At 65.1% G+C, this 21431-nt stretch carries 20 protein-coding genes; 11 read left to right on the top strand and 9 right to left on the bottom strand.

The annotated features are described in order from the left end of the window. The first annotated feature begins 3 nt into the window (after positions 1 to 3). Together BM193_RS28840 and BM193_RS20875 are read left to right on the top strand one after the other, a co-directional pair. The gene (locus BM193_RS28840) at positions 4 to 168 is read left to right on the top strand and encodes a hypothetical protein (protein WP_175533370.1); all 165 of its coding nucleotides are present in this window, start codon (positions 4 to 6) and stop codon (positions 166 to 168) included. After that, complete coding sequence (locus BM193_RS20875) at positions 126 to 989, top strand: dioxygenase family protein (RefSeq protein WP_092800208.1); 864 nt, start codon at positions 126 to 128, stop codon at positions 987 to 989. The genes BM193_RS28840 and BM193_RS20875 overlap by 43 nt, the downstream gene beginning before the upstream one ends. Here the strand turns inward: BM193_RS20875 and BM193_RS20870 are convergent. The 3 genes from BM193_RS20870 to BM193_RS28500 all read right to left on the bottom strand — a co-directional run bounded on the left by BM193_RS20870 (position 986) and on the right by BM193_RS28500 (position 4617). Next, positions 986 to 2425 carry a DUF1501 domain-containing protein gene (locus BM193_RS20870; RefSeq protein WP_092800211.1) on the bottom strand — a complete coding sequence of 480 codons (1440 nt, stop codon included), beginning with the start codon at positions 2423 to 2425 and terminating at the stop codon, positions 986 to 988. The genes BM193_RS20875 and BM193_RS20870 overlap by 4 nt on opposite strands. Before the next feature lie 8 nt (positions 2426 to 2433). Beyond that, the gene (locus BM193_RS20865; protein ID WP_092800214.1) at positions 2434 to 4239 is read right to left on the bottom strand and encodes a DUF1800 domain-containing protein; all 1806 of its coding nucleotides are present in this window, start codon (positions 4237 to 4239) and stop codon (positions 2434 to 2436) included. Positions 4240 to 4401: 162 nt separating this feature from the next. Further along, the gene (locus tag BM193_RS28500) at positions 4402 to 4617 is read right to left on the bottom strand and encodes a hypothetical protein (RefSeq protein ID WP_092800217.1); all 216 of its coding nucleotides are present in this window, start codon (positions 4615 to 4617) and stop codon (positions 4402 to 4404) included. Between the two features lie 33 nt (positions 4618 to 4650). Between BM193_RS28500 and BM193_RS20860 the strand changes: the two genes are divergently transcribed. The 8 genes from BM193_RS20860 to BM193_RS20825 all read left to right on the top strand — a co-directional run bounded on the left by BM193_RS20860 (position 4651) and on the right by BM193_RS20825 (position 12915). Continuing rightward, on the top strand, positions 4651 to 5232 hold the full coding sequence (locus BM193_RS20860) for a hypothetical protein (protein ID WP_139176263.1): 582 nt from the start codon (positions 4651 to 4653) through the stop codon (positions 5230 to 5232). A gap of 73 nt (positions 5233 to 5305) precedes the next feature. Continuing rightward, positions 5306 to 6025 carry a hypothetical protein gene (locus BM193_RS20855; RefSeq protein ID WP_092800223.1) on the top strand — a complete coding sequence of 240 codons (720 nt, stop codon included), beginning with the start codon at positions 5306 to 5308 and terminating at the stop codon, positions 6023 to 6025. A 4-nt stretch (positions 6026 to 6029) separates the two neighbouring features. Further along, entirely contained in the window at positions 6030 to 7385 is a 1356-nt protein-coding gene (locus BM193_RS20850; protein WP_092800226.1) for a hypothetical protein, read from the top strand. Between the two features lie 10 nt (positions 7386 to 7395). Further along, positions 7396 to 9558, top strand: a complete 2163-nt coding sequence (locus tag BM193_RS20845) for a hypothetical protein (protein WP_092800229.1) — start codon at positions 7396 to 7398, stop codon at positions 9556 to 9558. A gap of 20 nt (positions 9559 to 9578) precedes the next feature. Next, positions 9579 to 10625 carry an aminotransferase class I/II-fold pyridoxal phosphate-dependent enzyme gene (locus tag BM193_RS20840; protein WP_092800232.1) on the top strand — a complete coding sequence of 349 codons (1047 nt, stop codon included), beginning with the start codon at positions 9579 to 9581 and terminating at the stop codon, positions 10623 to 10625. After that, the gene (locus BM193_RS20835; RefSeq protein WP_092800235.1) at positions 10609 to 11460 is read left to right on the top strand and encodes a GIY-YIG nuclease family protein; all 852 of its coding nucleotides are present in this window, start codon (positions 10609 to 10611) and stop codon (positions 11458 to 11460) included. The genes BM193_RS20840 and BM193_RS20835 overlap by 17 nt, the downstream gene beginning before the upstream one ends. Positions 11461 to 11494: 34 nt before the next feature. Then, positions 11495 to 12145, top strand: coding sequence for a hypothetical protein (locus BM193_RS20830; protein ID WP_092800238.1), 651 nt, complete (start codon positions 11495 to 11497; stop codon positions 12143 to 12145). A 23-nt stretch (positions 12146 to 12168) separates the two neighbouring features. Beyond that, entirely contained in the window at positions 12169 to 12915 is a 747-nt protein-coding gene (locus BM193_RS20825; protein ID WP_092800241.1) for an amidohydrolase family protein, read from the top strand. Here the strand turns inward: BM193_RS20825 and BM193_RS20820 are convergent. The 6 genes from BM193_RS20820 to BM193_RS20795 form a co-directional block, all read right to left on the bottom strand. Continuing rightward, the gene (locus BM193_RS20820; protein ID WP_254786343.1) at positions 12863 to 14023 is read right to left on the bottom strand and encodes an acyltransferase family protein; all 1161 of its coding nucleotides are present in this window, start codon (positions 14021 to 14023) and stop codon (positions 12863 to 12865) included. The two genes, BM193_RS20825 and BM193_RS20820, sit on opposite strands and share 53 nt — an antisense overlap. Positions 14024 to 14056: 33 nt before the next feature. Next, entirely contained in the window at positions 14057 to 15454 is a 1398-nt protein-coding gene (locus BM193_RS20815) for a sigma-54-dependent transcriptional regulator (RefSeq protein ID WP_092800247.1), read from the bottom strand. A 100-nt stretch (positions 15455 to 15554) separates the two neighbouring features. Beyond that, positions 15555 to 16526, bottom strand: coding sequence for an IS1595 family transposase (locus BM193_RS20810; RefSeq protein ID WP_092832486.1), 972 nt, complete (start codon positions 16524 to 16526; stop codon positions 15555 to 15557). Positions 16527 to 16784: 258 nt separating this feature from the next. After that, entirely contained in the window at positions 16785 to 19049 is a 2265-nt protein-coding gene (locus BM193_RS20805) for an arginine/lysine/ornithine decarboxylase (RefSeq protein ID WP_092800253.1), read from the bottom strand. A gap of 251 nt (positions 19050 to 19300) precedes the next feature. Continuing rightward, positions 19301 to 19786 (bottom strand): dihydrofolate reductase, encoded by a 486-nt coding sequence (locus BM193_RS20800; protein ID WP_092800256.1) that lies wholly within the window; start codon positions 19784 to 19786, stop codon positions 19301 to 19303. Positions 19787 to 19809: 23 nt separating this feature from the next. Continuing rightward, on the bottom strand, positions 19810 to 20580 hold the full coding sequence (locus BM193_RS20795) for an alpha/beta fold hydrolase (protein ID WP_092800258.1): 771 nt from the start codon (positions 20578 to 20580) through the stop codon (positions 19810 to 19812). A 204-nt stretch (positions 20581 to 20784) separates the two neighbouring features. On the opposite strand from BM193_RS20795, the gene BM193_RS20790 reads away from it, so the two are divergent. Then, entirely contained in the window at positions 20785 to 21360 is a 576-nt protein-coding gene (locus tag BM193_RS20790) for a TerD family protein (protein WP_092800261.1), read from the top strand. The last annotated feature ends 71 nt before the right edge of the window (positions 21361 to 21431 follow it).

Genomic DNA, 21431 nt, shown 5'->3' with positions numbered 1-21431 from the left:
ACCATGGAACGCAGGCTCGCCCTTGTCGTCAGGAAAGTGCTCTCGGAACGGGGCACGCAGGCCCTGTTCCTGTGCGCCAGCCTGAGCCCGGCGCTGGCGGGCTTGCCCCACTTGTTGGAGTATGTATGGACTTACATGATCACGGCTTGGCATCCGACCTCGAAATGATGGGTCGGCTGGCGGCCGAACGGCGCCAGGTCTTGCGCTGGCTGCTGGCCGGCGCCGCCAGCGTGCCGCTAATCGGCTGCGGCGGGGGATCGGACGCCAGCGGCGCGGCGGCTGGCACCGGCAGCGGCACTTCCGGCACGGGCACGGGGAGCGTTGCCACGCCCGTCCCGGGCGCCTGCACGGTGATCCCCGAGGAAACGGGCGGCCCGTATCCGGCCGACGGCACGAACACGAATGGCGGCAGCATCGTCAACGTGCTGAACCAGTCTGGCGTGGTGCGCAGCGATATCCGCGCCAGCTTCAATGGCGCCAGCGGCGTGGCGGCAGGCGTGCCGTTGACCATCAAGCTGCAATTGCTCAATGCCAACGGCAGTTGCTCCAGCCTGGCCGGCTATGCCATTTATCTGTGGCATTGCGACCGCGAAGGCCTGTATTCGCTGTATTCGAGCGGCGTGACGGGGCAGAATTACCTGCGCGGCGTGCAGGAAACGGATGCGTCCGGCAACCTCAGCTTCACGAGCATCTTTCCCGGCTGCTACGCGGGGCGTATGCCGCACGTGCATTTCGAGGTCTATCCCAGCCTGGCCAAGGCGGTCAGCGCCTCGAACCGCATCAAGACTTCGCAGTTCACCTTCCCCCTGGCGACCTTGAACGAGGTCTACGCCGCCAGCGGCTATGCGGCTAGCGTACGCAATCTGGCACAGATCAGCTATGCCAGCGACAACGTCTTCAGCGATGGCACCAGCCTGCAGATGGCCGGCGTGACGGGCAATGCCACCGAGGGGTATGTGGTGACGTTGACGGTGGCGGTGAACGGCTAGCTTGCGGTCATGAAACCCAGGTCGCGCCGGCTGAAGTTGCCGATATTCGGGAAGACGCTGGCCAGCTGGCTGTCGGCCACGCCGAACCACTTGGCCAGGGTGGCGCCGTACTGGTCGACCGAGGTGGTCGGCAGCAGGGCGCCGGAACCCACGTCCAGTTCATGGCCCAGGCCCGTCGTCGGGAAGGCGCCGTAGATGTCGCGGCCCTTCACGGCACCGCCGACGACAAAGTGATGCGCGCCCCAGCCGTGGTCCGTGCCATCGCCATTGCTGCTGAAGGTGCGGCCGAAATCCGAGGCCGTAAACGTCGTCACCTGGCGCCGCAGGTCGGCGCCTTGCAGCGATGCCAGGGTGCTGTCGAAGTAGGCCAGCGCATGGGCCAGGCGGGCCATCAGGTCCGCATGCAGCACTTTTTGCCGGTCATGCGTGTCGAAGCTGCCCAAGGTCACATAAAACACTTGCCGCTTCGCCCCCAGGGCGCCGCGCCCGCCGATGATGCGCGCCACCGTCTGCAATTGCACGGCCAGCGGATTGACGCCTGCCACGCCCGTGTTCGGGTTGATGTAGGGCGTGGGATTGGGCACGCCGCCGGGACCGGCCGCCAGCATGGCGCCGCTGAGGACGCTCTGGCTGGAGATGGCGCGCTGCACCACGGCCACGTGCTCCTGCTCGATCAGGTCGCCGCCGGCATCGTTGATGATGGCTTGCAAGGCGCTGGCGCCGCCCGCGCTGCCGAACAGGTTGCCGCTCAAGCCACGGATGGGCACGGCGCCCGCTTGCCCCACCTGGAACTGGCGCACCTGGCGCCCGCTCAGAAAAACGGTGTTGCCGGCCGCCGAGACGGCAGTGAAGGTGGCATTGCTGTTGCCAGCGCCCGCCACGTCGCCGATGCGTCCGCCCCAGCCCGTGCTGGCCCCTTCCGGCGAGCCCGACTGCCACGCCGATTGCTGGTCGCTGTGCGAAAACAGCTTGGGCGGCAAGGCCACGCTGCCTGCCTTGTATTGTGCCAGGGTGGCGGGCTGGATCAGCGTGCCGACGTTGGCCACGATGGCGGCGCGGCCATTGTCGAACAAGTCCTTCAACGTACCCAGCTGGGGATGCAGGGCAAAGGCGCGTCCGGCCTGGGCCGTAGCGGGCACGACAGGCAGTACGCCGCCCGTCTCGCCCACGCCCGGCAAATGGATGGAATCGTTGCCGCCCGTGTTACGCAGGCGCAGGTATTCATTCCAGGACGTGTTGTCCGTGGCGAGTACCGTATTGAAGGCGTCGTTGCCGCCTGCCATGAACAGGCACACCATGGCCTTGTAGTCACCCGCCGATTGCGCGGCGGCATTGCCCATGGCGGCCAGGTTCAGGGCGAACGGTGCGGCAGTGGTGCCGGCCAGGCTCAGCATGGAGCCGAGGAAGCGGCGGCGGGAAAATGGGAAATTTTGCATGATTGACCTTATTTTTGCACCAGATAGGCGGGCGAGGCCATGGTCAGGAAGATGGCCAGCTTGACGCGGTTGGCCTGCGCAGTGGCGACCTGCGTGGCGTTGCTGGCCGTGGCGGCCGGGATGGCGATGCCATTGACGGCGGTGGTGATTTGGCCCCGCAGCCTGGTTGGCATGCTGCCGTGCGTCAGCAGCAGGTCGATGCGGTCCAGCAGGGCGCCAGGATTGGCCGCCAGTGCCAGTTCGCGCGTGTAGTCGGGAGCAATATCGTGGTAATCGCCGGCACCGCTAGCAATACAGCTTTGCATATAGTTTAGATAGCCGGTGACCGATGGCTCGGAGGTAATTTGTAGTTCCGGTGCCACCAGGCCTGAAGTGGCCAGTCCCGAATTTGGGGGCACATAGGCTGGTCTGAAGAAATTGAAAACGGATGGTGCGTTCAATGGACTCTGGCCCAAGCCCGCAAGGGAGTCATCGACGTTATAGATGCGAAAGCGGCCGTTTGTGGATTGCGCGTCAAACGCACGCATCCAGTGCGCCAGCCGAAGCAGCGGCTCACGCAATTTCCCCGTGAGCAACTGGGTTTCTGTCGCTGCCAGCGCGTCCGGATCGAGCAGCACGGCGCGGATGACGGCCTGCATGTCGCCGCGCACGCCGCTGCCATTGTTGGCAAAGGCGGCCGCGACACGGCCTATGTAGGCGGGGCTGGGGTTGCTGGTGACGAGGCGCTGTATCAGCTGGCGGCCAAAGAACGGCCCTGCGTTGGGATGGTTGAACAGGGTATCGAGCGCGACTTTCAGGTCCGCCTCGCCGCTGGTGGCGCCGGAAATGGACTTGCCCAAAAAACGCTTTTCGCCGCTGGAATGAAAGGCCGCATAGTTCTGCATCGCTTGCCAGTCGCGGTCCGGATCGGGCGTGCCGCCATAGAAGCGCGTGGAACTCTGGTCCGGCCCGGCCCAGCTCCAGCCGGTAAATACGCGCGCCAGGCCTGCCACGTCGTCGTGCGTGTACGTCTCGATGGGCTTGCCGCCGGACAGTTTCAGGCTGCCGTCCGCATTCAGCTGGTACAGGCCGATGGTAAAAAGCTGCATGACCTCTCGGGCGAAATTCTCATCGGGCGTACGGGTCGCCGTTTCCTTTTGATTGCGCATGTGAGACATGTACAGCCCCATCATCGGATGTAAAGCCACGTCCTGCAGGAGGTCGCGAAAATTGCCAAAGGCCCGCTGGCCCAGCATGTCGTAGAAACTGGCGATGCCGCGCGGCCTGGTTACTAGCTCTCCATTCTGTAGAGAAATAACAAAAATTTCCGATAGTGCAAAAGCCACTCGCTGGCGTAACTGATCCTCACCTCGTATGCCTTGTTGCCAGAACGATTCGTAGAACTGCGTATGGCGGGTCTTCTCTCCACCAGAGGCTTCCGCAGCCAGCATGCCGTCGATATATTTGCGATGCAAGGTCTGCGGCTTGGAAAACTGCGCGGTGAACCAGGCGTCGCTGTCGCTGGCGGCCAGGGCATCGATGGCCGCCATGTTCGGGCCGAAGGTCGCGCGGCCCAGGAAGCGCGATGCCTGCTGGCGCGTAAAGGTAACCGTCTGGCCCACAGGCGGCGTGGTCAGGGGCGGCGGCGGAACGGTATCGCCAGGCGGGTTGGCTGGTGCATCCGGATCGGCAGGCGCGACAGCTGTGGGCGGCACGGCCGGCGTGTCCGGTTTCAGGATGGAGCCGCTTTGGCTGTCGCCGCCGCCTCCGCCGCAGGCGGACAGCAAACTGATCAATAGCAAGGCCAGCACGCGGCGCAAAGTTGGATGGGTCATTTAGTTTCTCTAGGGCAATCAAATTCTGGCCCGGTAATTGTAGAGCGAAGCGAATAAAATCGCGTTTGCAATTAAATATTTTCGTCTTGCTCATCTTTTGGATTGTCAGCAATTTGCAAGGCATTGCGGGTTTTTTGAAGCATTTTGGGCGAACTTTATTTTTTACAAATGGAAAATATTTTCAATTATTTTCAACCTTTGTGGCGGATAGGCGACGTAATCATTCCTGCCAATTAAGCTTGCCTGAAAGCTCATCTTGTCAACGAAATTTGCTTCGCCGGAAACCATGGTTTTTACGCCATCGGCGAAACGCCGTTCGCCCCTGCCCGCCGCCATCCCCCTGTTTTTGCTGGCACGGCCCTTGCGATAGCAGGGCATGGGCCGCGAGCCTTCCCTTTGCCGGAGCCTGCCATGACCAGCCGTTTGCTTGCCTATCGTCCCGAGATGGAATTGCCCGAGGCCGTGGGCACCTTGCCCCTGCAGCAAGAGGATGAGCTGGCGCTGGCGGCGCAGTTGCTGGAAGTGGCTGCGCCAGCGCAGTTCGACGCCTTTCTCACGCGCCAGCTGGACGCCACCCTGGCCGGGCAGCAAGTGCGCGGCACGCCGCTGGAACCCCCGCTGCGCAAGCTCCTGCGGCAGGTGGTGGCGCCCATGTTGCCCCTGCATGGCGCGGCGGCGCAGGCGCGGCGCCAGCATGTCGCGCGCGTCTTCGGCATGGAGCTGGAAGGGCTGAGTCCGGAAGACAAGGAATTCGAGCTGGCGCGCCACGTCGTGCATCTGCTCGATGCCGTGAACACGGAGCTGGCGCAGCACGCCGCAGCTGGCGGCATGGCCGCGCGCGCGCCGAAGGCGCAGGTGGAAATGGCCTTGCTGCGCGTGGCGCGCACCCTGGCGCCTGGCTTGCTGCGGCAGGCGGCGCAGGCGTCGGCGCAGATCCCGAACGGCGGCCGCTGGCGCCGTGAAGACGGGCACATCGTCGTGCTCGATTGTTAGCCGGAGGCACACGCCGTCCGGCACTGCAGCATTAGTGGGATGTCAACCGAGGTGTCACTTTGAGGAGTTCATCATGCATGACATAGATCGTACGACCCTGGAATACGGGCAAGAGATGTCCGGCTTTGAAGCGGAACAGTTCGAATTCGGCCAGGGAGAATGGAGCGGCGAAGGCGCTTCCAACGCCATGTTTTCCGAATCCGAAGAGATGGAACTGGCCAATGAATTGCTGTCGGTCAGCAATGAAGCGGAGCTGGAACAGTTTCTTGGCAACTTCCTGCGCAAGGCCGCGTCGGTGGCGGGCGGCATCATCAAGTCGCCCGTGGGGCAAGCCATCGGCGGCGTGCTCAAGGGCGTGGCGAAGAAAGCCATCCCCCTGGCGGGCGGCGCCATCGGCGGCTATTTCGGCGGCCCCTTGGGCGCCAAGATAGGCAGCGGCCTGGCTTCGGCGGCCGGCAATGCGCTGGGCCTGGAAGCGGAAGCGTCATCAAATGAAGACCGCGAATTCGAGGGTGCCAAGCAGTTCGTGCGCCTGGCCGCTGACACCGTCAACCGTGCCGCGCAGGCACGCGGCAATGGTGATCCGCGCGCCATTGCCCAGGCGGCGGCCAGCGCGGCGGCGCGCCAGTTCGCGCCCGGCCTGCTGGGACGTCCCGGCGGCCAGGTCGCCACGCAGAACGGCAGCGGTGCCGGCGCCATGGCGCCGGCCGGCGCACGCGGCCAGGGCGGCATGCGCCCGGCCAGCGGACGCTGGGCGCGGCAAGGCCACAAAATCGTCCTGTACGGCGTCTGACATCATGGCCATCGGCGCTTACGCTGCCTGGATGCTGGCGCAGGAGGCGCGCTCGCTGCTGACGCGGCTGGCGCGGCTGGAACCGTTCGCGCTGATCGAGCCGACGGTCCTGGCGGCCGCCCTGATGCCCAGCGCCCAGTCGGCCATCGAAAGCCAGCTGGTGCAGGGCCGGCGCGAGCTGCGGCGCATGGTGGCGCAATTCCAGTGGTGGCTGCGGCGCGAGCAGGCCAACGGCGCCAGCATGGCCACGGCCGCCGAAGCGCAGCGCCGGTTTACCTTCCTGCGCCTGAAGTTCAATGCCGCGCTGACCCAGTTCGACCTGTTCAACGAAGTCATCACGCAGCGCAGCGAGCACAAGACGGGCGTGTGGCTGGCCGGCCTCGACATCGTTGCCGCCGACGCGCTGGCGCTGCCCGGCAATGTGTACCAGGCGCCGCCCGTGATCTGCTACCTGGACCGTGGCCCCGGCGCGGCCATCCGCCGCGCGCGCACGCGCCTGCCCGGTGGCGGCGACAATCCCGTCGCCATCATCCGCCTGCCACGCGAACGCATGATCGGCAGCAGCATCGCCTCCTCGCTCGTGCACGAGGTGGGGCATCAGGGTGCTGCCCTGCTGGACCTGGTCGCGTCCCTGCGGCCCGTGCTGCAAGCCATGCAGCACGGCGGCAGCGGCCTGGTGCACGTGTGGCGGCTGTGGGAGCGCTGGATTTCCGAGATCGTGGCCGACTACTGGTCGCTGGCGCGCGTGGGCGTGGCCGCCACGCTGGGCCTGATCGGCGTGGTCAGCCTGCCGCGCGTATTTGTCTTTCGCCTCAACGTCGATGATCCGCACCCGGTGCCGTGGCTGCGGGTGCGCCTCAGCTGCGCCATGGGACGGGCGCTGTATCCGCACCCGCAGTGGACCCGGCTGGAGCGGCTGTGGCTGTCGTACTACCCGCTGGCCGGCCTGCCTTTGCCGCAGCAGCGCCTGCTGGCGCAGCTGCAGGACAGCATGGCGGCCCTGGTCGGCTTGCTGGTGCAGCACCGGCCGCCGGCCTTGCGCGGCGGCTCGCTGGCCGAGGCCATGGCCGTGCACGCGCGCCAGCCAGCCATGCTGGCCCACCTGTTTCGCAGCTGGAGCCTGGCGCCGGGGCAGATGTACCAGGCCACGCCGACCCTGGTGTTCGCCGTGCTGGGCCAGGCGCGCGCCAGCGGCAGCCTGAGCCCGGAAGATGAAAGCGAACTGCTGGGGCGCCTGCTGACCCACTGGGCCTTGCGCAGCACCCTGGACACCTCGGAACTGTGCGCCGACGTCGTGCGGCATGGCCGCCAGCCCGGCAGGCCGCTGCCGCTCCTGGCACCGCGTTTGATTATCCATTGAGGAGAATGACATGAGCAGCAAGATGAGCAGCAAGATGAGCAGCAAAAGCGGGGGCGCGGGCCAGGCGGGCCCGAAAATCCACGGCGGCAGCATCGCCGTCACCGTACATGAGCAAAACAGCGGAACGATGGTCGTCAATGCCGCCATCAGCCTGTACCGGGGGCTTGAGGCCGATTGCCATAATTTCATCGCCGCCACCTGGCTGCCCGATCCCGCCAGGCTGGTGGGCGTGCGCTGGACCGATGGGCGTGGCAGCACCGTGTTTTCCGAGCTGGAGACGGGCAGTTATGTGGGCGTGTACGGCAACTTTCCCGCCACCTTGCCGCAGTGCGTGACGGTGCAGTCGGGCTGCAGCGCCGTGCTGTGCTTCAAGCCCCAGCTCAATCCGCAGGTGGACCTGGCGTTCGAGACGGCCGATTGCCATCCCAGCGACTGCAATTTCGGCAGGGTGGGCGACCGCGCCATCGCCACGGTCTCGTTCGACGGCGACCAGAGCACCGATGGGCGCGACCAGGTGCAAGTGCTGGCCGCCTCGCCGTGGGTACCCATGCGCGGCACGCCAAACGCCTTTTCCACGCCCGTGCGGCGTGCCGGCATGCACCGTTTTTCAGGGCAGATGATGCTGTCGCAACGGCCGGATTTGCGCAGCGCCTTGCCCGTGCCCGAGGGACTCAGTCCGCACGCCATGCTGGCCGTGGATGCCGAATACGAGACGGAAGAACGCCAGCCGCAGCCCATTTCGGGCAATGTGGGCGTCTCGCTGACGCGCACGGAAACGGAACCGACCGAAGACTTGCCCCTGTGGACCCTGATCCGCAACAGCACCGAGGCCATGTCGTTTACGAATTACCTGCATTTCATGGACAGTCTGTTTTGCGGCGACCTGGCGAATGTGCGCGGCTTCGAGCAGGAGCGCTTCGTCAAGAAGGCCGAGGTATTCCAGCAGCTCAAGCAGCGCCGCGCCCTGCCGTTCTCGGATGCGGATTCCTATCGCGTGCTGAAGGTGGCGACGGAAGCGTTCGTGATGGTCAATTGCGGCGTGCTGAACCAGCCGCTGGCCTTCAATCCGGCCGAAGACAATGCCTATCTGGACCGGCGCGACATTCCCCTGGGACGCGACCTGGAAACCGTGCTGCGCAATGACTATCTGGAAAACATCGATGGCTTCCAGACCTTGCCCTACCTGGCCGTGATCCGCCGCAAGCTGCCCGATATTCCCATCAGCATCCCGCGCGGCCAGGAAGGCGAAGTGGACCTGTGCTTTGGCATCATCCAGGAAAAGCTGGCCAATCCCTGCCTACTGGAACTGATCTGGTCATACTGGCACGAGGAGGGCATGCTGGTGCAGACCATGAACGCCATCACGCAGCGCTTCCAGAACCTGCGCGCCCCGGGCCACCACCTCGATCCCCTGTCGAACACGGAGATCGACATGCTGCGCCCCCTGAATAATCTGCTGTGGGGGTATACGCAGGATGAGCAGCACCGGCTGACCGTGGTGCGCCGTAATTACGAGTACGACCACCATTACGGCGTGCGGCTCGATGGCAAGGCGGTCCAGCACTTCCGGCCAGCCGACAGCCGCTCGAAATTCCTCGAAGCGTTCCACCATTTGCTGCGTCTGCTGACCTCGTTCTACAAGCAGGATGACGACACCACCGTGAAGGCCGACGCCTTCCCCGTGCTGAATGCCCTGAAGGAAATCCACCTGATCCTCTCCCAGGGCGCGCATAACCAGTTCGGCGATTTGCCATCGACGGCGCGCATCGAAATGCTGATGCAGCAATGGATGCTGGCGCGGCCCGAATTCCGCGAATTTTTGCCCACGCGCGTGATGGTGGCGTATCCGGAACCGTGGATGGACCGGGTGGATGCCATGAAGAAACTGCAAGGCTGGACGGATACCAGCGTCATGCACTTCCGCAACCTGGCCATCTTTGGCGAGCAATTGCTGCTGTCCGTGCGCTACGGTAACTGGAGCGATATCTACGAACCGACGCAGGCCTTCAACTGGGCGCGCTTCTGGCGGCCGCAAGTGCAGGGCTATATCCACGGCTACCGCGCCGCCACCGGGGTCGACCTGTCGGTCGACAGCAGCGATCCGGCGATCGAATCAACCATGCCCTCGGTGCTGCTGCGCCAGCGCCTGAGCCAGCAGCTGCGCAGCGTGTAGCAGGGAGAGGGGGCGCCTGCATGCTCGACTTCAGCAGCGCCCTGTATCTGGGCATGCGCCATCCGGCCGCCACCCTGGCCCCATGGAGCAGCCTGAGCCTGGGCAAGCCGGCGGCGCTGCAGGAGCCGCCGGGAGCCCTGGCGCTGGCAGCCGACCTGGCCGCGCTGCAAGGGTGTGAAGCGGCGTGCGTGCTGCCCTCCACCCTGCACCTGTTCTGGGATCTGTTCGGCATGCTGGCAAGCGAACGGCTGGTGATCCTCATCGATGGCGGCAGCTACGCCATCGCGCGCTGGGGCGCCGAGCGGGCGCAGGCGCTGGGTCTGCCGCTGCGATTGTTTCCCAGCGGCGAGGTGATGGCGCTGCGGCGCCTGGCGGCGGCCTGGCGCGGGCAAGGGCGCCGTCCGCTGATCCTGGCCGATGGCTATGTGCCGGGCAGCGAGCAGGTGTTGCCGCTGGCGGCCTATGCGGCCGTCGCGCGCGAGGGCGCCGGCTATCTATTGCTCGACGACACGCAGGTGCTGGGCGTGTGCGGTGCGCAGGGCGGCGGGTCCGCGCGCCTGCATGGCTTGCCGGGTGGCAGCGACGGACAGGGGGGGCAGTTGATCATCGGCGCGTCGCTGGCCAAGGGGTTCGGCGCCCCCCTTGCCGTGCTGGCGGGCAGCCGGCAGCTGGTGCGGCGCTTCATCGCGCACAGCCAGACGCGCGTGCATGCCAGCCCGCCATCGGCGGCCGTGCTGGCGGCGGCGCGGCGGGCCCTGGTCCTGAATGCGCGGCAAGGCGATGCCTTGAGGGCCAGGCTGGTGGCCAGGGTGGCGCAATGGCGGGCGGGCATGAAGGCGGCTGGCATCGCTTGCCGGGGTGGCGCTTTTCCCGTGCAGCGCCTGCCCGGCTGCGCCCACTTGCAGGACGTCCTGCGCCAGGCCGGCGTGCTGGCGCTGGCGCAGGCGGGGGGCAGGGCGGGGACGCTGACCTTTTTGCTGCGCGCCGATCATACGCCCGCGCAGTTGCAAGAGGCGACGGGTTTGCTTGAACATCACATCAGGAGGCAATATGCACGAAGCATTTGAAATGCTGCCCTTTGCGGGACAGCCGGCGGCCGGGGAATCCGAATGGGAGCAGGAAGGCTTGCAAGAGCAGTCGCAGGAATGGGGCCAGGAGTGGCAAGGCGAGGAGGAAGGAGAATGGGAGGGCGAGCGTTGGTACCCGGGCGGCGGGCGCGCCCCCATGCGCGGCGGCGGCCTGCGCGCCCGGCCACCGCTGCGTGGACAGCGGCGCCCCGCGCCACCCCGCTACCAGGGACCGGGACGCCGGCCGGGCCGCTATCCGCCGCCACCCTTGCCGTATCCGCCGGCGCGCTACCGGGGCTGGGGTGCTTATCCAGCCATCTATCCCACGATCTATCCGGCGCCATACCCGGTGGAGCCGCCCGCGTTTGGCGACCAGCAGGAGCCTGATGCCGGCCAGGACCAGGACCAGGGCCAGGATGGCGATCAGATGCAGGGTGAAGTGCCGCCCACGCTGGCCGGCACCATGGGCCGCGTGCCGGAAGCGGCGGCCCTGAGCTACCAGGCGCTGGGCCCGCTGGCCAGCGCCTTGCGCGATCCGAATGGCCGAGGACCTGGGCTGTATGTGATCGAATTCGATGCGGGCGGGCGCCGCCGTGCCTACAGCGGGCAGACGGACGACCTGCACCGGCGCTTGCTGCAGCACCGGCTGTGCGGCCAGATGATGGGCGTGGACTTGACGGGACACCAGGTGTACGTGGCGCCGCTGGCGTCGGCGGCGCAGCGGCGGCGCATCGAACAGCGTATCCACGACGACATGTTTGCCAACCAGCGCGGCGTGCTGACCAACCAGCGGCGCGAACTGGAAATGGCGGTACTGGGCGAGATGTGGAGCTGACGATCGCCTGTTCATCACTGCGAAGGAGAGCATCATGCACCAACTCGAATGTGAATGCGCGCAATGCCGGCAGCGGGCCGGCACCGCGTTTGAAGTGCTGGAATTCGGCGAGAGCTGGGCCGGCAAGGGCAGCGCCCCGGCCGTGTTCAGCGCGGAGGAAGAGCTGCAGCTGGCCATGGAGCTGCTGGAAGTATCGAGCGAGGAAGAGCTGGAACAATTCCTCGGCAATGTCTTCAAGAGCGTGTGGAAGGGTGTCAAGAAAGTGGGGTCGAGCATCGCCAAGGTGGCCAAGCCGCTGGGCGGCGCCTTGAAGGCGGTGGCCAAGACGGCCTTGCCCTTTGTCGGTGGCGCACTGGGCTCGATGATCCCGATACCGGGCGTGGGCACGGCGCTCGGTTCGGCCCTGGGACGCGCGGCCAGCAACGCGCTGGAACTGGAAATGGAAGGCGCCGCGCCAGCCGACCGCGAACTGGAAATGGCGCGCCGCTTCGTGCGCATCGCAGGGCAGGCTGCGCGCCTGGCCAGTGAAGGCGATGGCAGTGCGCGCGCCGTGGAAAGCGCGCTGACGCGGGCGCTGCACCAGCAATTGCCGCATTTCCGTCCGGCCGCGCCGCGGCAGGAAGAGGAAAGCGGGCGCTGGCGCCGGCGCGGCAACCGCATCGTCGTGATGGGCGACTGGAACTGAGCGGCTCGGCCAGGGAGCGGCTCATGGCGACCGTCATCGACTGCCATTGCCATGCGGGGCCCGGCGACGGCTTGAGTGGACCGTGGGACAGCGACGCGCCACTGGCCGCATATCTGCGCCGCGCGCAGGCGGCCGGCATCGTCCGCAGCGTGCTGTTCGCTACTTTCCACTCCGACTATGCCATCGCCAACCATGGCGTGGCGCGCCTCGTCGCCAGCGATCCGCAGCGTTTTTACGGTTTTGCCTTCGTGCACGCGCGGCGCGACCGGGGCCGCATCATGGATCTCGTGCGCATGGCCGTCGAGCGCTATGGTTTCGTCGGCATCAAGGTGCACCGGGCTGACGCGCGCATCAGCGGCGAAGTCTGCGAGGCGGCGCGCTTCTTTGGCTTGCCCGTGCTGTATGACCCGATGGGCGAAGTGGCCGTGGCGGAACTGCTGGCGCGGCAATATCCCGACGTCGATTTCATCCTGCCGCACCTGGGCAGCTTCGGCGACGACTGGGCCGCACAGCTGGCGCTGATCGACCATCTGGTGCGGCACGCCAATATCTACACGGACAGTTCCGGCGTGCGCCGTTTTGATTTGCTGGAGCAGGCCGTGCGCCGCGCCGGGCCGCACAAGGTGCTGTTCGGGTCGGATGGCCCTTGGCTGCATCCGGGGCTGGAGTTGCACAAGATTCGCTTGCTGGGCTTGCCACCGGCCGATGCGGCGCTCGTCATGGGGGAGAATTTTCTGCGCCTGACAGGGCAGGAGCGGGGTGGGCGGTAGCCGCGATGGCCGCAGCTTGTACCAGCGAACAAGGCTTTTCGACGAGCAGGAACAGCGCGATGGCGGGTGGCAGGGTGAGGGCCAGCATGAGCGGCATCAGCAGCAGGAAAAAGGCCAGGCCATGCGCCTGCGGCGGGTGCAGGAGGGCCAGCGCCAGGAAGGCGCCCTTCAGCGCCAGGCCATGGATCAAATAGTAGGAATAGCTGATGTTGCCCAGCCAGCGCAACGGTGTCCAGCAAAACGCCTGCCCTAGCCAGTTGCTGCGCGCCTGGAAGCAGCACAGGCATAGCAGGAAAAAAGCGCCCGCCAGCAACGCCAGCTTGAGCAGCAGCGCCAGCGGCAGCAGCAGACAGCCCAGGGCCGCCAGCACGGCGCAGGCCGCCAGCAGGGGCGGCGGCGCGCGCCAGGCCGGCGCCGCCAGCGCTTCATGGACGGCAATGCCGGCGATAAACAGCAGCAAGCGGGCGGGGCCGCCGAACGCGGCGAAGACACTGATGGCCAGCGTTGTCAGCAGGGCAAGGAACAGGCAGCGCCAGGCGCGGCCGTGGTGGCGCAGCTGGAAAACATGGATCAGCAGCGGCAAGGCCAGGTAGTACAGCATTTCGTAGCTGAGCGACCAGGCCACGCTGATGAAGGGCAGGGCCGTATTGAAACCCGTCAGCAGGAGAAAATTGCTGGCCAGGTAAGCCAGCGCCTGCGGCCATGGCGCGGGGATCTTGCTTTCCGACGGGAATAGCCACGACAGCAGCAGGTACAGGCCAAACACGCAGGCATACACGGGATAGATGCGGCGCACGCGCCGGCGCAGGTAGGGCACTATGGCTTGCGCGCGCGTGATCAGCGAGCCGTAGATCAGGTAGCCGCTGAGCACGAAGAACAGGTCGACGCCCGCATTGCCCATGCCGTGCAAGGCCGTGGCCAGCGCTCCCACGGCGGAACCGCTGCCGCGCCAGGGCTGGCTCAGGCTGGCATAGTGGACGCAAAATACCAGCAGCACGGCCATGCCGCGCAAGCCCTGCATGGCGTACAGCTGCGTTGCCGCGCCCGTGCGGGCCAGCTCGAAAGACGCGCGCAGGGCATGGCGCATGGGCCTGGGAAGGCTGGACATGGCCCGACTATAGCCACCTGCCCGATGCCGGTCTTATGTTGGCGCAATCTCATTGGCCGATTGTGTCGATTGCGTCGAGAGTGCCAGCTGCGCGGCGCAGGCGGCCGCCTTGCGGCGTATCTGCAGGGCCCTGTCCGTGACGCCCAGGCGGGCGGCGGCGCGCTGGTTATTGCCGTGTTCTTCCGCCAGCACCAGACGGATGGCCATGTCGGTGGCGCAGCGCGTGATGTGCGACAGGTTCAGGCCCAGGTGCAGGGCGCGCCGCACCGCCATTTCAAAATGCTCGTCAGGCCAGCACGGCGCCAGCAGGCGTTCTTCCGGCGGCAGGGCGCCGATGGTGATGGGGCCGGGGCCGCAATGGCGGTGCCAGATGCGCGTGACGGTCTGGCGCAGCTCGCGCACATTGCCCGGATAATCGCGCAGCAGCAGGTATTCGCGCACGGCGGCGTCGAGCGCGGGCGGCGGCTGCTGCGCCAGTTCCGCCAGAAAATAACGGGCCAGCGGCAGGATATCGTCCTGGCGCTCGCGCAAGGGCGGCGTCTGGCAGCGCCAGCCGGCGATGCGGTAATACAGGTCGGCGCGGAAGGCGCCGCGCGCCACTTCATGTTCCAGTTCGCGGTTGGTGGCGCAGACGAGGCGGAACTGTGTCGGCTGCCAGCTGTTGCCCCCCACGCGCTTGTATTTGCGCTCCTGGATGGCGCGCAGCAGCTGTGCCTGCAGGGGCAGGGGCAGTTCGCCCACTTCGTCGAGGAACAGCACGCCGCCATCGGCCAGGGCGAAGGCGCCGTCGCGTGCGCCGGCCGCGCCCGTAAACGCGCCCCGTTCATGGCCGAACAGTTCGCTGCCGGCCAGTTCCGGCGACAGGGTGGCGCAATCGAGGATGGTGAAGTCACCCGCATAGTTGCCGAGACGGTGGATCAGTTGCGCCAGCACATCCTTGCCCGTGCCCGTCTCCCCCGTGATCAGCACGGAGGACTGGCTGAAGGCGGCCATTTCCACCACGTGGTGCAGCAAGCCGCGCCAGGCGGTGCTGTCGCCCACCAGGTGCTGGCGCACGCCATCGGACGCCAGCAGTTGTGCCACGGCTTGCCAGCGCTGCAGGCGCGCCAGCACCTGGCCCGCATCGATGGCGCTTGCCGGCCATAGCAGCACATCGAGGGCGCCCGCCGCCAGCACGGCCCGCTGCTGGGCGCAGCTCAAGGGCTGGCCGCAGGCGGCGATCGCCAGCACGCGCGCTTGCTGGCACAAGGCGGGCAAGACGCGCAACAGGGCCGCATCGGCCTGCGAAAACAGCACGATGCCATGCTGGACGGACTCGCCACCGGCACGCCGCACTATCGTGACCTGAGCCTGCTTCAAGGCCGCAAGCAGCAAGGCGCCACTGCCAGCCGCCGCCTGCTGCATGATTTCCAGCCAGACCTTGAGCGCCATATACGGGCCATCCCACGACACGAGTGGCCCATCTTAGGAGTCCGTCACCCCAGCCGTTTGATCTGGCACAAGCGTGCGCGGACGCCAGCCATGAAAAAGGCTATGTCACCGTCAAGTGTGGGAAATCTCCCAACGTTGCTTTCAGTAATGCTTCCGGCGAGCGGATGCGCCGCGCATCGAGTATCCAGCGCCACCCCAGGTAGTGCGGCAGATAGCGGCTGGCGACACCATGAAAGCGCTGCAGCCAGCCGCGCAGGCGGCTGTGATAGGCATTCACATGCTGGACGTGGACAGCGCCGCGCACGCGGATGCCGGCGCGCACGTTGACGGCCTGGTGGCTGATGCCCGCCTCCCTGGCAAAGGGCGGATAGACGGCATGGCCATGCGTCACCAGCAACACATCCTGATCCATCACGGGCCGCAAACAACGGTGCAGCTGCGCTTTCGTCAATTGCCCTCGGCCCGTGACGAACGCGAGCGTCTGCCCCGTGCGGTCGCGCGCCACCAGGATGCACTCGTGCTCACCGCAAATGCCGCGCAGGCGCGCGTGGCCGCCCCGGCGGCGCGCGGGACGCGTCAGGTGGCGTGCGCCCTTCTGCGACGCCAGCACATACAGTTCATCGGCCTCGGCAATGCCATGCAGGCAATGCGGCCGGTCCGTTGTGGCCAGGCTGAGAAAGCGGTGGCGCCAGCGAAATGTGGTGTTGCGGTGCACGCCCAGTTGGCTGGCCGCCTTGCGCACCGAGCAGGAGTCCAGCAGGCAATCGGCATAGTCCAGCCACATGGCTTTGTGGCGCAAATGCGCCAGCGGCGTGCCCGTCAGGGCATTGAAGGTGCGGCCACAGGGCACGCAGCGGTAGCGCTGCAGGCCATGCGCGTGGCCATGCCGGTGCAGGTGCGCCGAATGACAGGCGGGACAGTGCAAGCGCTGCCGCGCCACGTTTTCCAGCAATGCCACCACCGCCGCTTCCTGCGGCGCGATGCCGCGCAGCAAGGCCATGCCAGCGCGGCGCTGGCGCACGCTCAATAGCGGGAATTGGGTCACGAAGGTTTTCCACTGCGCTGTTTGCATGATTGGCTCCCTGTCTGTCTGGTGTACAGAGTCAGACAAGGGCGGCGGCATCAGATTCCCGGTGTTCCCCTATTTATCGATGACATAGCCATGAAAAACGCCGCCTGATGTGCATCAGGCGGCGTCAATATCAGGCGGCGTCAATGAATGACGTGAACGAACGTCACGAGCATGGCTGAAAACGTTCAGGGCAAGGCGCATTGCCGACAACAGTACGAATAGTACGGCTAGGCAATGCAACGCCGCCATGGACGGTTTTTAGGCGTTCTCGTCCATTTTCACACAATCGACGAAGTAGCCGCGCTTGCCATCGACTTCGCGCTTGACCAGGCCATGCACGTCCGTCTCGAAGCCAGGGAAGCGCTCGTTGAAGTCGCGCGCGAAGCGCAGGTAGTCGACGATGGTCTTGTTGAAGCGCTCGCCCGGGATCAGGAGCGGGATGCCCGGCGGATACGGCGTCAGCAGGATGGACGTGATGCGGCCCTCCAGGTCGTCGATGGCCACGCGCTCGATTTCGCGGTGCGCCATCTTGGCGAAGGCGTCCGATGGCTTCATGGCCGGGATCATGTCCGACAGATACATTTCCGTCGTCAGGCGGGCCACGTCGTAAGCCTTGTAGAAATCATGGATCTGCTGGCACAGGTCGCGCAAGCCCATTTTTTCGTAGCGCGGGTTGGCCGCCGCGAATTCCGGCAGGATGCGCCACATCGGCTGGTTCTTGTCGTAATCGTCCTTGAACTGCTGCAGCGCCGTCAGCAGGGTATTCCAGCGGCCCTTGGTAATGCCGATGGTAAACATGATGAAGAACGAGTACAGGCCGCATTTTTCAATGATCACGCCATGTTCGGCCAGGTATTTGGTGACGATGGACGCGGGGATGCCCGTGTCGCCGAACTGGCCATCGAGGGACAGGCCCGGGTTGACGATGGTCGCCTTGATCGGGTCGAGCATGTTGAATCCGGGAGCCAGGTCGCCGAAGCCGTGCCAGTCGTCCTCGGCGCGTATCATCCAGTCCGCTTGCTCGCCCATGCCTTCGTCGTTGAAGTTGTCCGGACCCCACACCTGGAACCACCAGTCCTGGCCCCATTCCTGGTCGATCTTCTTCATGGCGCGGCGGAAATCGAGCGCTTCCATGATCGACTCTTCCACCAGGGCCGTGCCGCCCGGCGCTTCCATCATGGCCGCGGCCACGTCCAGCGAGGCGATGATGGAATACTGCGGCGAGGTCGAGGTGTGCATCAGGTAAGCCTCGTTGAAGGCGTCCTGGTCCAGCTTGACCGTATCCGATTCGCGCACGAGGATTTGCGAGGCCTGCGACAGGCCGGCCAGCAATTTGTGCGTCGACTGGGTCGAGAAGATCATCGATTCCTTGGCGCGCGGACGGTCCTTGCCGATGGCGTGCATATTCTTGTAGAAATCGTGGAAGGTGGCGTGCGGCAGCCACGCTTCGTCGAAGTGCAGGGTATCGATCTTGCCGTCCAGCATCTCGCGCAGGGTTTCCACGTTGTAGATCACGCCATCGTAGGTCGATTGCGTGATGGTCAGGATGCGCGGCTTCTTGTTCTTCGCTTCGCGCGCGAACGGGTTCGCCTCGATCTTGCGGGCAATGCTTTCCGGCGTGAACTCATGCAGCGGGATCGGGCCGATGATGCCCAGGTGATTGCGCGTCGGCATCAGGAACACGGGAATCGCGCCACACATGATGATGGAGTGCAAGATCGACTTGTGGCAGTTGCGGTCGACAACGACGATGTCGCCTGGCGCCACGGTCGAGTGCCACACCATCTTGTTCGAGGTGGACGTGCCATTGGTGACAAAATAGCAATGGTCGGCATTGAAGATGCGCGCCGCGTTGCGCTCGGAGGCGGCGACGGGGCCCGTATGGTCGAGCAGCTGGCCCAGTTCCTCGACGGCGTTGCAGACGTCGGCGCGCAGCATGTTTTCACCGAAGAACTGGTGGAACATCTGGCCGATCGGCGACTTCAGGAAGGCCACGCCGCCCGAGTGGCCTGGGCAGTGCCACGAGTAGGAGCCGTCATTGGCGTAGTGCACCAGCGCGCGGAAGAACGGCGGCGACAGGCCGTCCAGGTACGATTTCGCTTCGCGGATGATGTGGCGCGCGACGAATTCCGGCGTATCTTCGAACATATGGATGAAACCATGCAGTTCGCGCAGGATATCGTTGGGGATATGGCGCGAGGTGCGCGTTTCGCCATACATATAGATGGGGATGTCGGCGTTCTTGTAGCGGATTTCCTCGACGAAGGCGCGCAGCGATTTCAGGGCGATATTCGTGTCTTCCACGGAACCGGAGCCGAATTCCTCGTCGTCGATCGACAGCACGAAGGCTGACGCGCGCGATTGTTGCTGGGCAAATTGCGACAGATCACCGTAGCTGGTCACGCCCAGCACTTCCATGCCTTCTTTTTCCATTGCGGCGGCAAGGGCGCGAATGCCCAGGCCGGACGTATTTTCAGAACGGAAATCCTCGTCAATGATGACGATAGGGAAACGAAATTTCATGCATGTCTCCAAAAAAGCAAGCCGCCCCTGACAGATGTGGAGGGGCGGACTAGGGCGCGGCAGCCCGGTGGTCTAGTTACCCGGCAGTCGCAGAAAAAAAATAAGAACGGGATTCTCGCAGAAATGCGGCCTCTGCGGGAAAAAAATATCACATCGCCATTTCACCAGCCTGCGCTAGCGTGACGCAACGGTGTGACAGGGGCATTACAGCACGCCATTCCAATTGACACGTGCGGCAAAACATCACCTTATCAGGCTTTGCGTTGCAGCGTGACAAAGGCGTAAGGCAGGCCGGATTTCTCCGAAACATGCGCTTCACGCGCCGTCTCTTGCCACTCGGCATGATCCACGGCGGGGAAAAACGCGTCGCAGTCAAACGTCTGGCCGATTTCCGTGATGACCAGGCGCTGCGTCAATGGCAAGGCCTGGCGGTAAATCTCGGCGCCGCCGATGACATAGCCTTCCGCGCCGTCCAGCAGCGCGATGGCCGCTTCCACCGACGACACGGCTTCCACGCCGTCATGGCGCCACTCGGGATTGCGCGTGATGACGATGTTGCGGCGGTTCGGCAGCGGCCGGCCGATGGAATCGAAGGTCTTGCGGCCCATCAGGATGGGGTGGCCCGTGGTCAGGCGCTTGAAGTGCGCCAGGTCCTCCGGCAGTTTCCACGGCAAGGTGTTGTTGATGCCGATGCCGCCTTGCTGGTCGGTGGCGACGATGATGGTGAGTTGAGTCATTGCTTCTAAGAAATAGGTGAGGGTCAGGCCCGATGCCCGCCATTATCGTTGAAATTGCCCATCGCCTCCAGATGCGCGCGTATCGCAGCGGCCAGCGCGCCCGGTGCTTCCAGCGGGAGCATGTGGCCCGACTCGCCAGCGAGCAGGCACAGGGTGGCCCGCGGCAGGCGGGCCGCCATGGCGCGCAGGTCGTCCGCATTGACGAGCTTGTCATCTTCGGCGCCCACGATCAGCACGGGACAGCTCAGTTCCGGCAGGCGCGCCATCAGGTCCGGCCGGTCTATCGTCGTCATGAATTGCGCCAGCAGCACGTCCTTGCCCAGGTCCAGGCCCATCTGCTGGATCAGGCCGGTGATCGCGGCGTCTTGCAAATGCGAGGGATGCAGCAGTTCGCGCAGACGCTGGCGCGTGATGCCCGCGTAGGCATTGCGTTCCAGCATGGCGACAATGCGCTGGCGCGTGGCGATTTCCTCGGGCTGCAAACCTTTGGCGGAATTGGCGATCAACGTGAGGGACTTGACGCGTTGCGGATGCGCCAGCGCGTGTTCCAGCGCCAGGTAGGCGCCCAGCGAAAACCCCACCAGATGGGATTGCGGGGCGCTGTGGCTGGCGATCAGCGCCTGCATCTGGCCGCGCGTGCGGGCCTCGTGCAGGGGCACGTGCTGTAAATGGACAGCGTGCCCCAGGGCCGCCGCCAGGGGCGACCACATGCGTGCATCGCACAGGGTGCCGGGGATGCAGTCCAGGCGGATGCTGCCGTCGTGCGCGTGCTCGCCAGGGTAGGTATCAGTCATGGGCTTGGTAAATTCATATCGAGCGGCATTATCCTTTATTTTGGCGGGGCGGGCAGTGGCGCAAGTTTTCCGTATGGCATTATTTTCAATAGTGCGAGGCTGGCAAGCAGGAACTTTATGGTAGGCTCATGGCTCATCAAGCCGGCCTGCCGGCGTAGTCACCTGAAACACCGAATGCAACCCACACATTGAAGAGGAAATACCATGGCGATCAGTTTGCAAAAAGGCGGCAATGTCAACCTGAGCAAGGAAGCTCCTGGCTTGAAGAAAATCGTGATTGGCCTGGGCTGGGATCCTCGCGCCACCGATGGCGCCGCCTTCGACCTGGACGGCAGCGCCTTCCTGCTGAAAGCGGACGGCAAGGCCCGCTCCGACGCTGATTTCATTTTCTATAACAACCTGAAGTCCGCCGACGGTTCCATCGTCCACGCGGGCGACAACACCACGGGCGGCGGCGATGGCGACGACGAGAAAATCGCCGTCGACCTGGCCAACGTGCCGGCCGACATCGACAAGATCGCCGTGGCCGTCACCATCCACGACGCGGAAAACCGCAAGCAGAACTTCGGCATGGTCGGCAAGGCCTACATCCGCTGCCTGAACGGCGACAACGGCGCGGAAATCGCCCGCTACGACCTGTCCGAAGACGGCTCCACGGAAGCGGCCATGATCTTTGGCGAAATCTACCGTGCCGGCAGCGAATGGAAATTCAAGGCCATCGGCCAAGGTTTCAAAGGCGGCCTGGGGCCATTGGCGCGCTCGTTCGGCATCAACGCCTAAGAGCTCCGGAAAACGGCCCATGGCGGCGTTGCGTCGCCATGCAAGTTCTGTACTATGCGTACTGTCTTCGG

The sequence above is a fragment of the Janthinobacterium sp. 344 genome (assembly GCF_900112025.1).
GTDB lineage: Bacteria > Pseudomonadota > Gammaproteobacteria > Burkholderiales > Burkholderiaceae_D > Janthinobacterium.
This window is presented reverse-complemented; position numbering and strand designations above follow the sequence as displayed.

Coding starts and splice junctions, on each gene's coding strand:
- BM193_RS28500 (WP_092800217.1), bottom strand. CDS start 4,617: ATGCCCTGCTATCGCAAGGGCCGTGCCAGCAAAAACAGGGGGATGGCG.
- BM193_RS20855 (WP_092800223.1), top strand. CDS start 5,306: ATGCATGACATAGATCGTACGACCCTGGAATACGGGCAAGAGATGTCC.
- BM193_RS20860 (WP_139176263.1), top strand. CDS start 4,651: ATGACCAGCCGTTTGCTTGCCTATCGTCCCGAGATGGAATTGCCCGAG.
- BM193_RS20875 (WP_092800208.1), top strand. CDS start 126: ATGGACTTACATGATCACGGCTTGGCATCCGACCTCGAAATGATGGGT.
- BM193_RS20865 (WP_092800214.1), bottom strand. CDS start 4,239: ATGACCCATCCAACTTTGCGCCGCGTGCTGGCCTTGCTATTGATCAGT.
- BM193_RS20810 (WP_092832486.1), bottom strand. CDS start 16,526: ATGCAAACAGCGCAGTGGAAAACCTTCGTGACCCAATTCCCGCTATTG.
- BM193_RS20840 (WP_092800232.1), top strand. CDS start 9,579: ATGCTCGACTTCAGCAGCGCCCTGTATCTGGGCATGCGCCATCCGGCC.
- BM193_RS20845 (WP_092800229.1), top strand. CDS start 7,396: ATGAGCAGCAAGATGAGCAGCAAGATGAGCAGCAAAAGCGGGGGCGCG.
- BM193_RS20850 (WP_092800226.1), top strand. CDS start 6,030: ATGGCCATCGGCGCTTACGCTGCCTGGATGCTGGCGCAGGAGGCGCGC.
- BM193_RS20815 (WP_092800247.1), bottom strand. CDS start 15,454: ATGGCGCTCAAGGTCTGGCTGGAAATCATGCAGCAGGCGGCGGCTGGC.
- BM193_RS20805 (WP_092800253.1), bottom strand. CDS start 19,049: ATGAAATTTCGTTTCCCTATCGTCATCATTGACGAGGATTTCCGTTCT.
- BM193_RS20820 (WP_254786343.1), bottom strand. CDS start 14,023: ATGTCCAGCCTTCCCAGGCCCATGCGCCATGCCCTGCGCGCGTCTTTC.
- BM193_RS20825 (WP_092800241.1), top strand. CDS start 12,169: ATGGCGACCGTCATCGACTGCCATTGCCATGCGGGGCCCGGCGACGGC.
- BM193_RS20800 (WP_092800256.1), bottom strand. CDS start 19,786: ATGACTCAACTCACCATCATCGTCGCCACCGACCAGCAAGGCGGCATC.
- BM193_RS20790 (WP_092800261.1), top strand. CDS start 20,785: ATGGCGATCAGTTTGCAAAAAGGCGGCAATGTCAACCTGAGCAAGGAA.
- BM193_RS20835 (WP_092800235.1), top strand. CDS start 10,609: ATGCACGAAGCATTTGAAATGCTGCCCTTTGCGGGACAGCCGGCGGCC.
- BM193_RS20870 (WP_092800211.1), bottom strand. CDS start 2,425: ATGCAAAATTTCCCATTTTCCCGCCGCCGCTTCCTCGGCTCCATGCTG.
- BM193_RS28840 (WP_175533370.1), top strand. CDS start 4: ATGGAACGCAGGCTCGCCCTTGTCGTCAGGAAAGTGCTCTCGGAACGG.
- BM193_RS20830 (WP_092800238.1), top strand. CDS start 11,495: ATGCACCAACTCGAATGTGAATGCGCGCAATGCCGGCAGCGGGCCGGC.
- BM193_RS20795 (WP_092800258.1), bottom strand. CDS start 20,580: ATGACTGATACCTACCCTGGCGAGCACGCGCACGACGGCAGCATCCGC.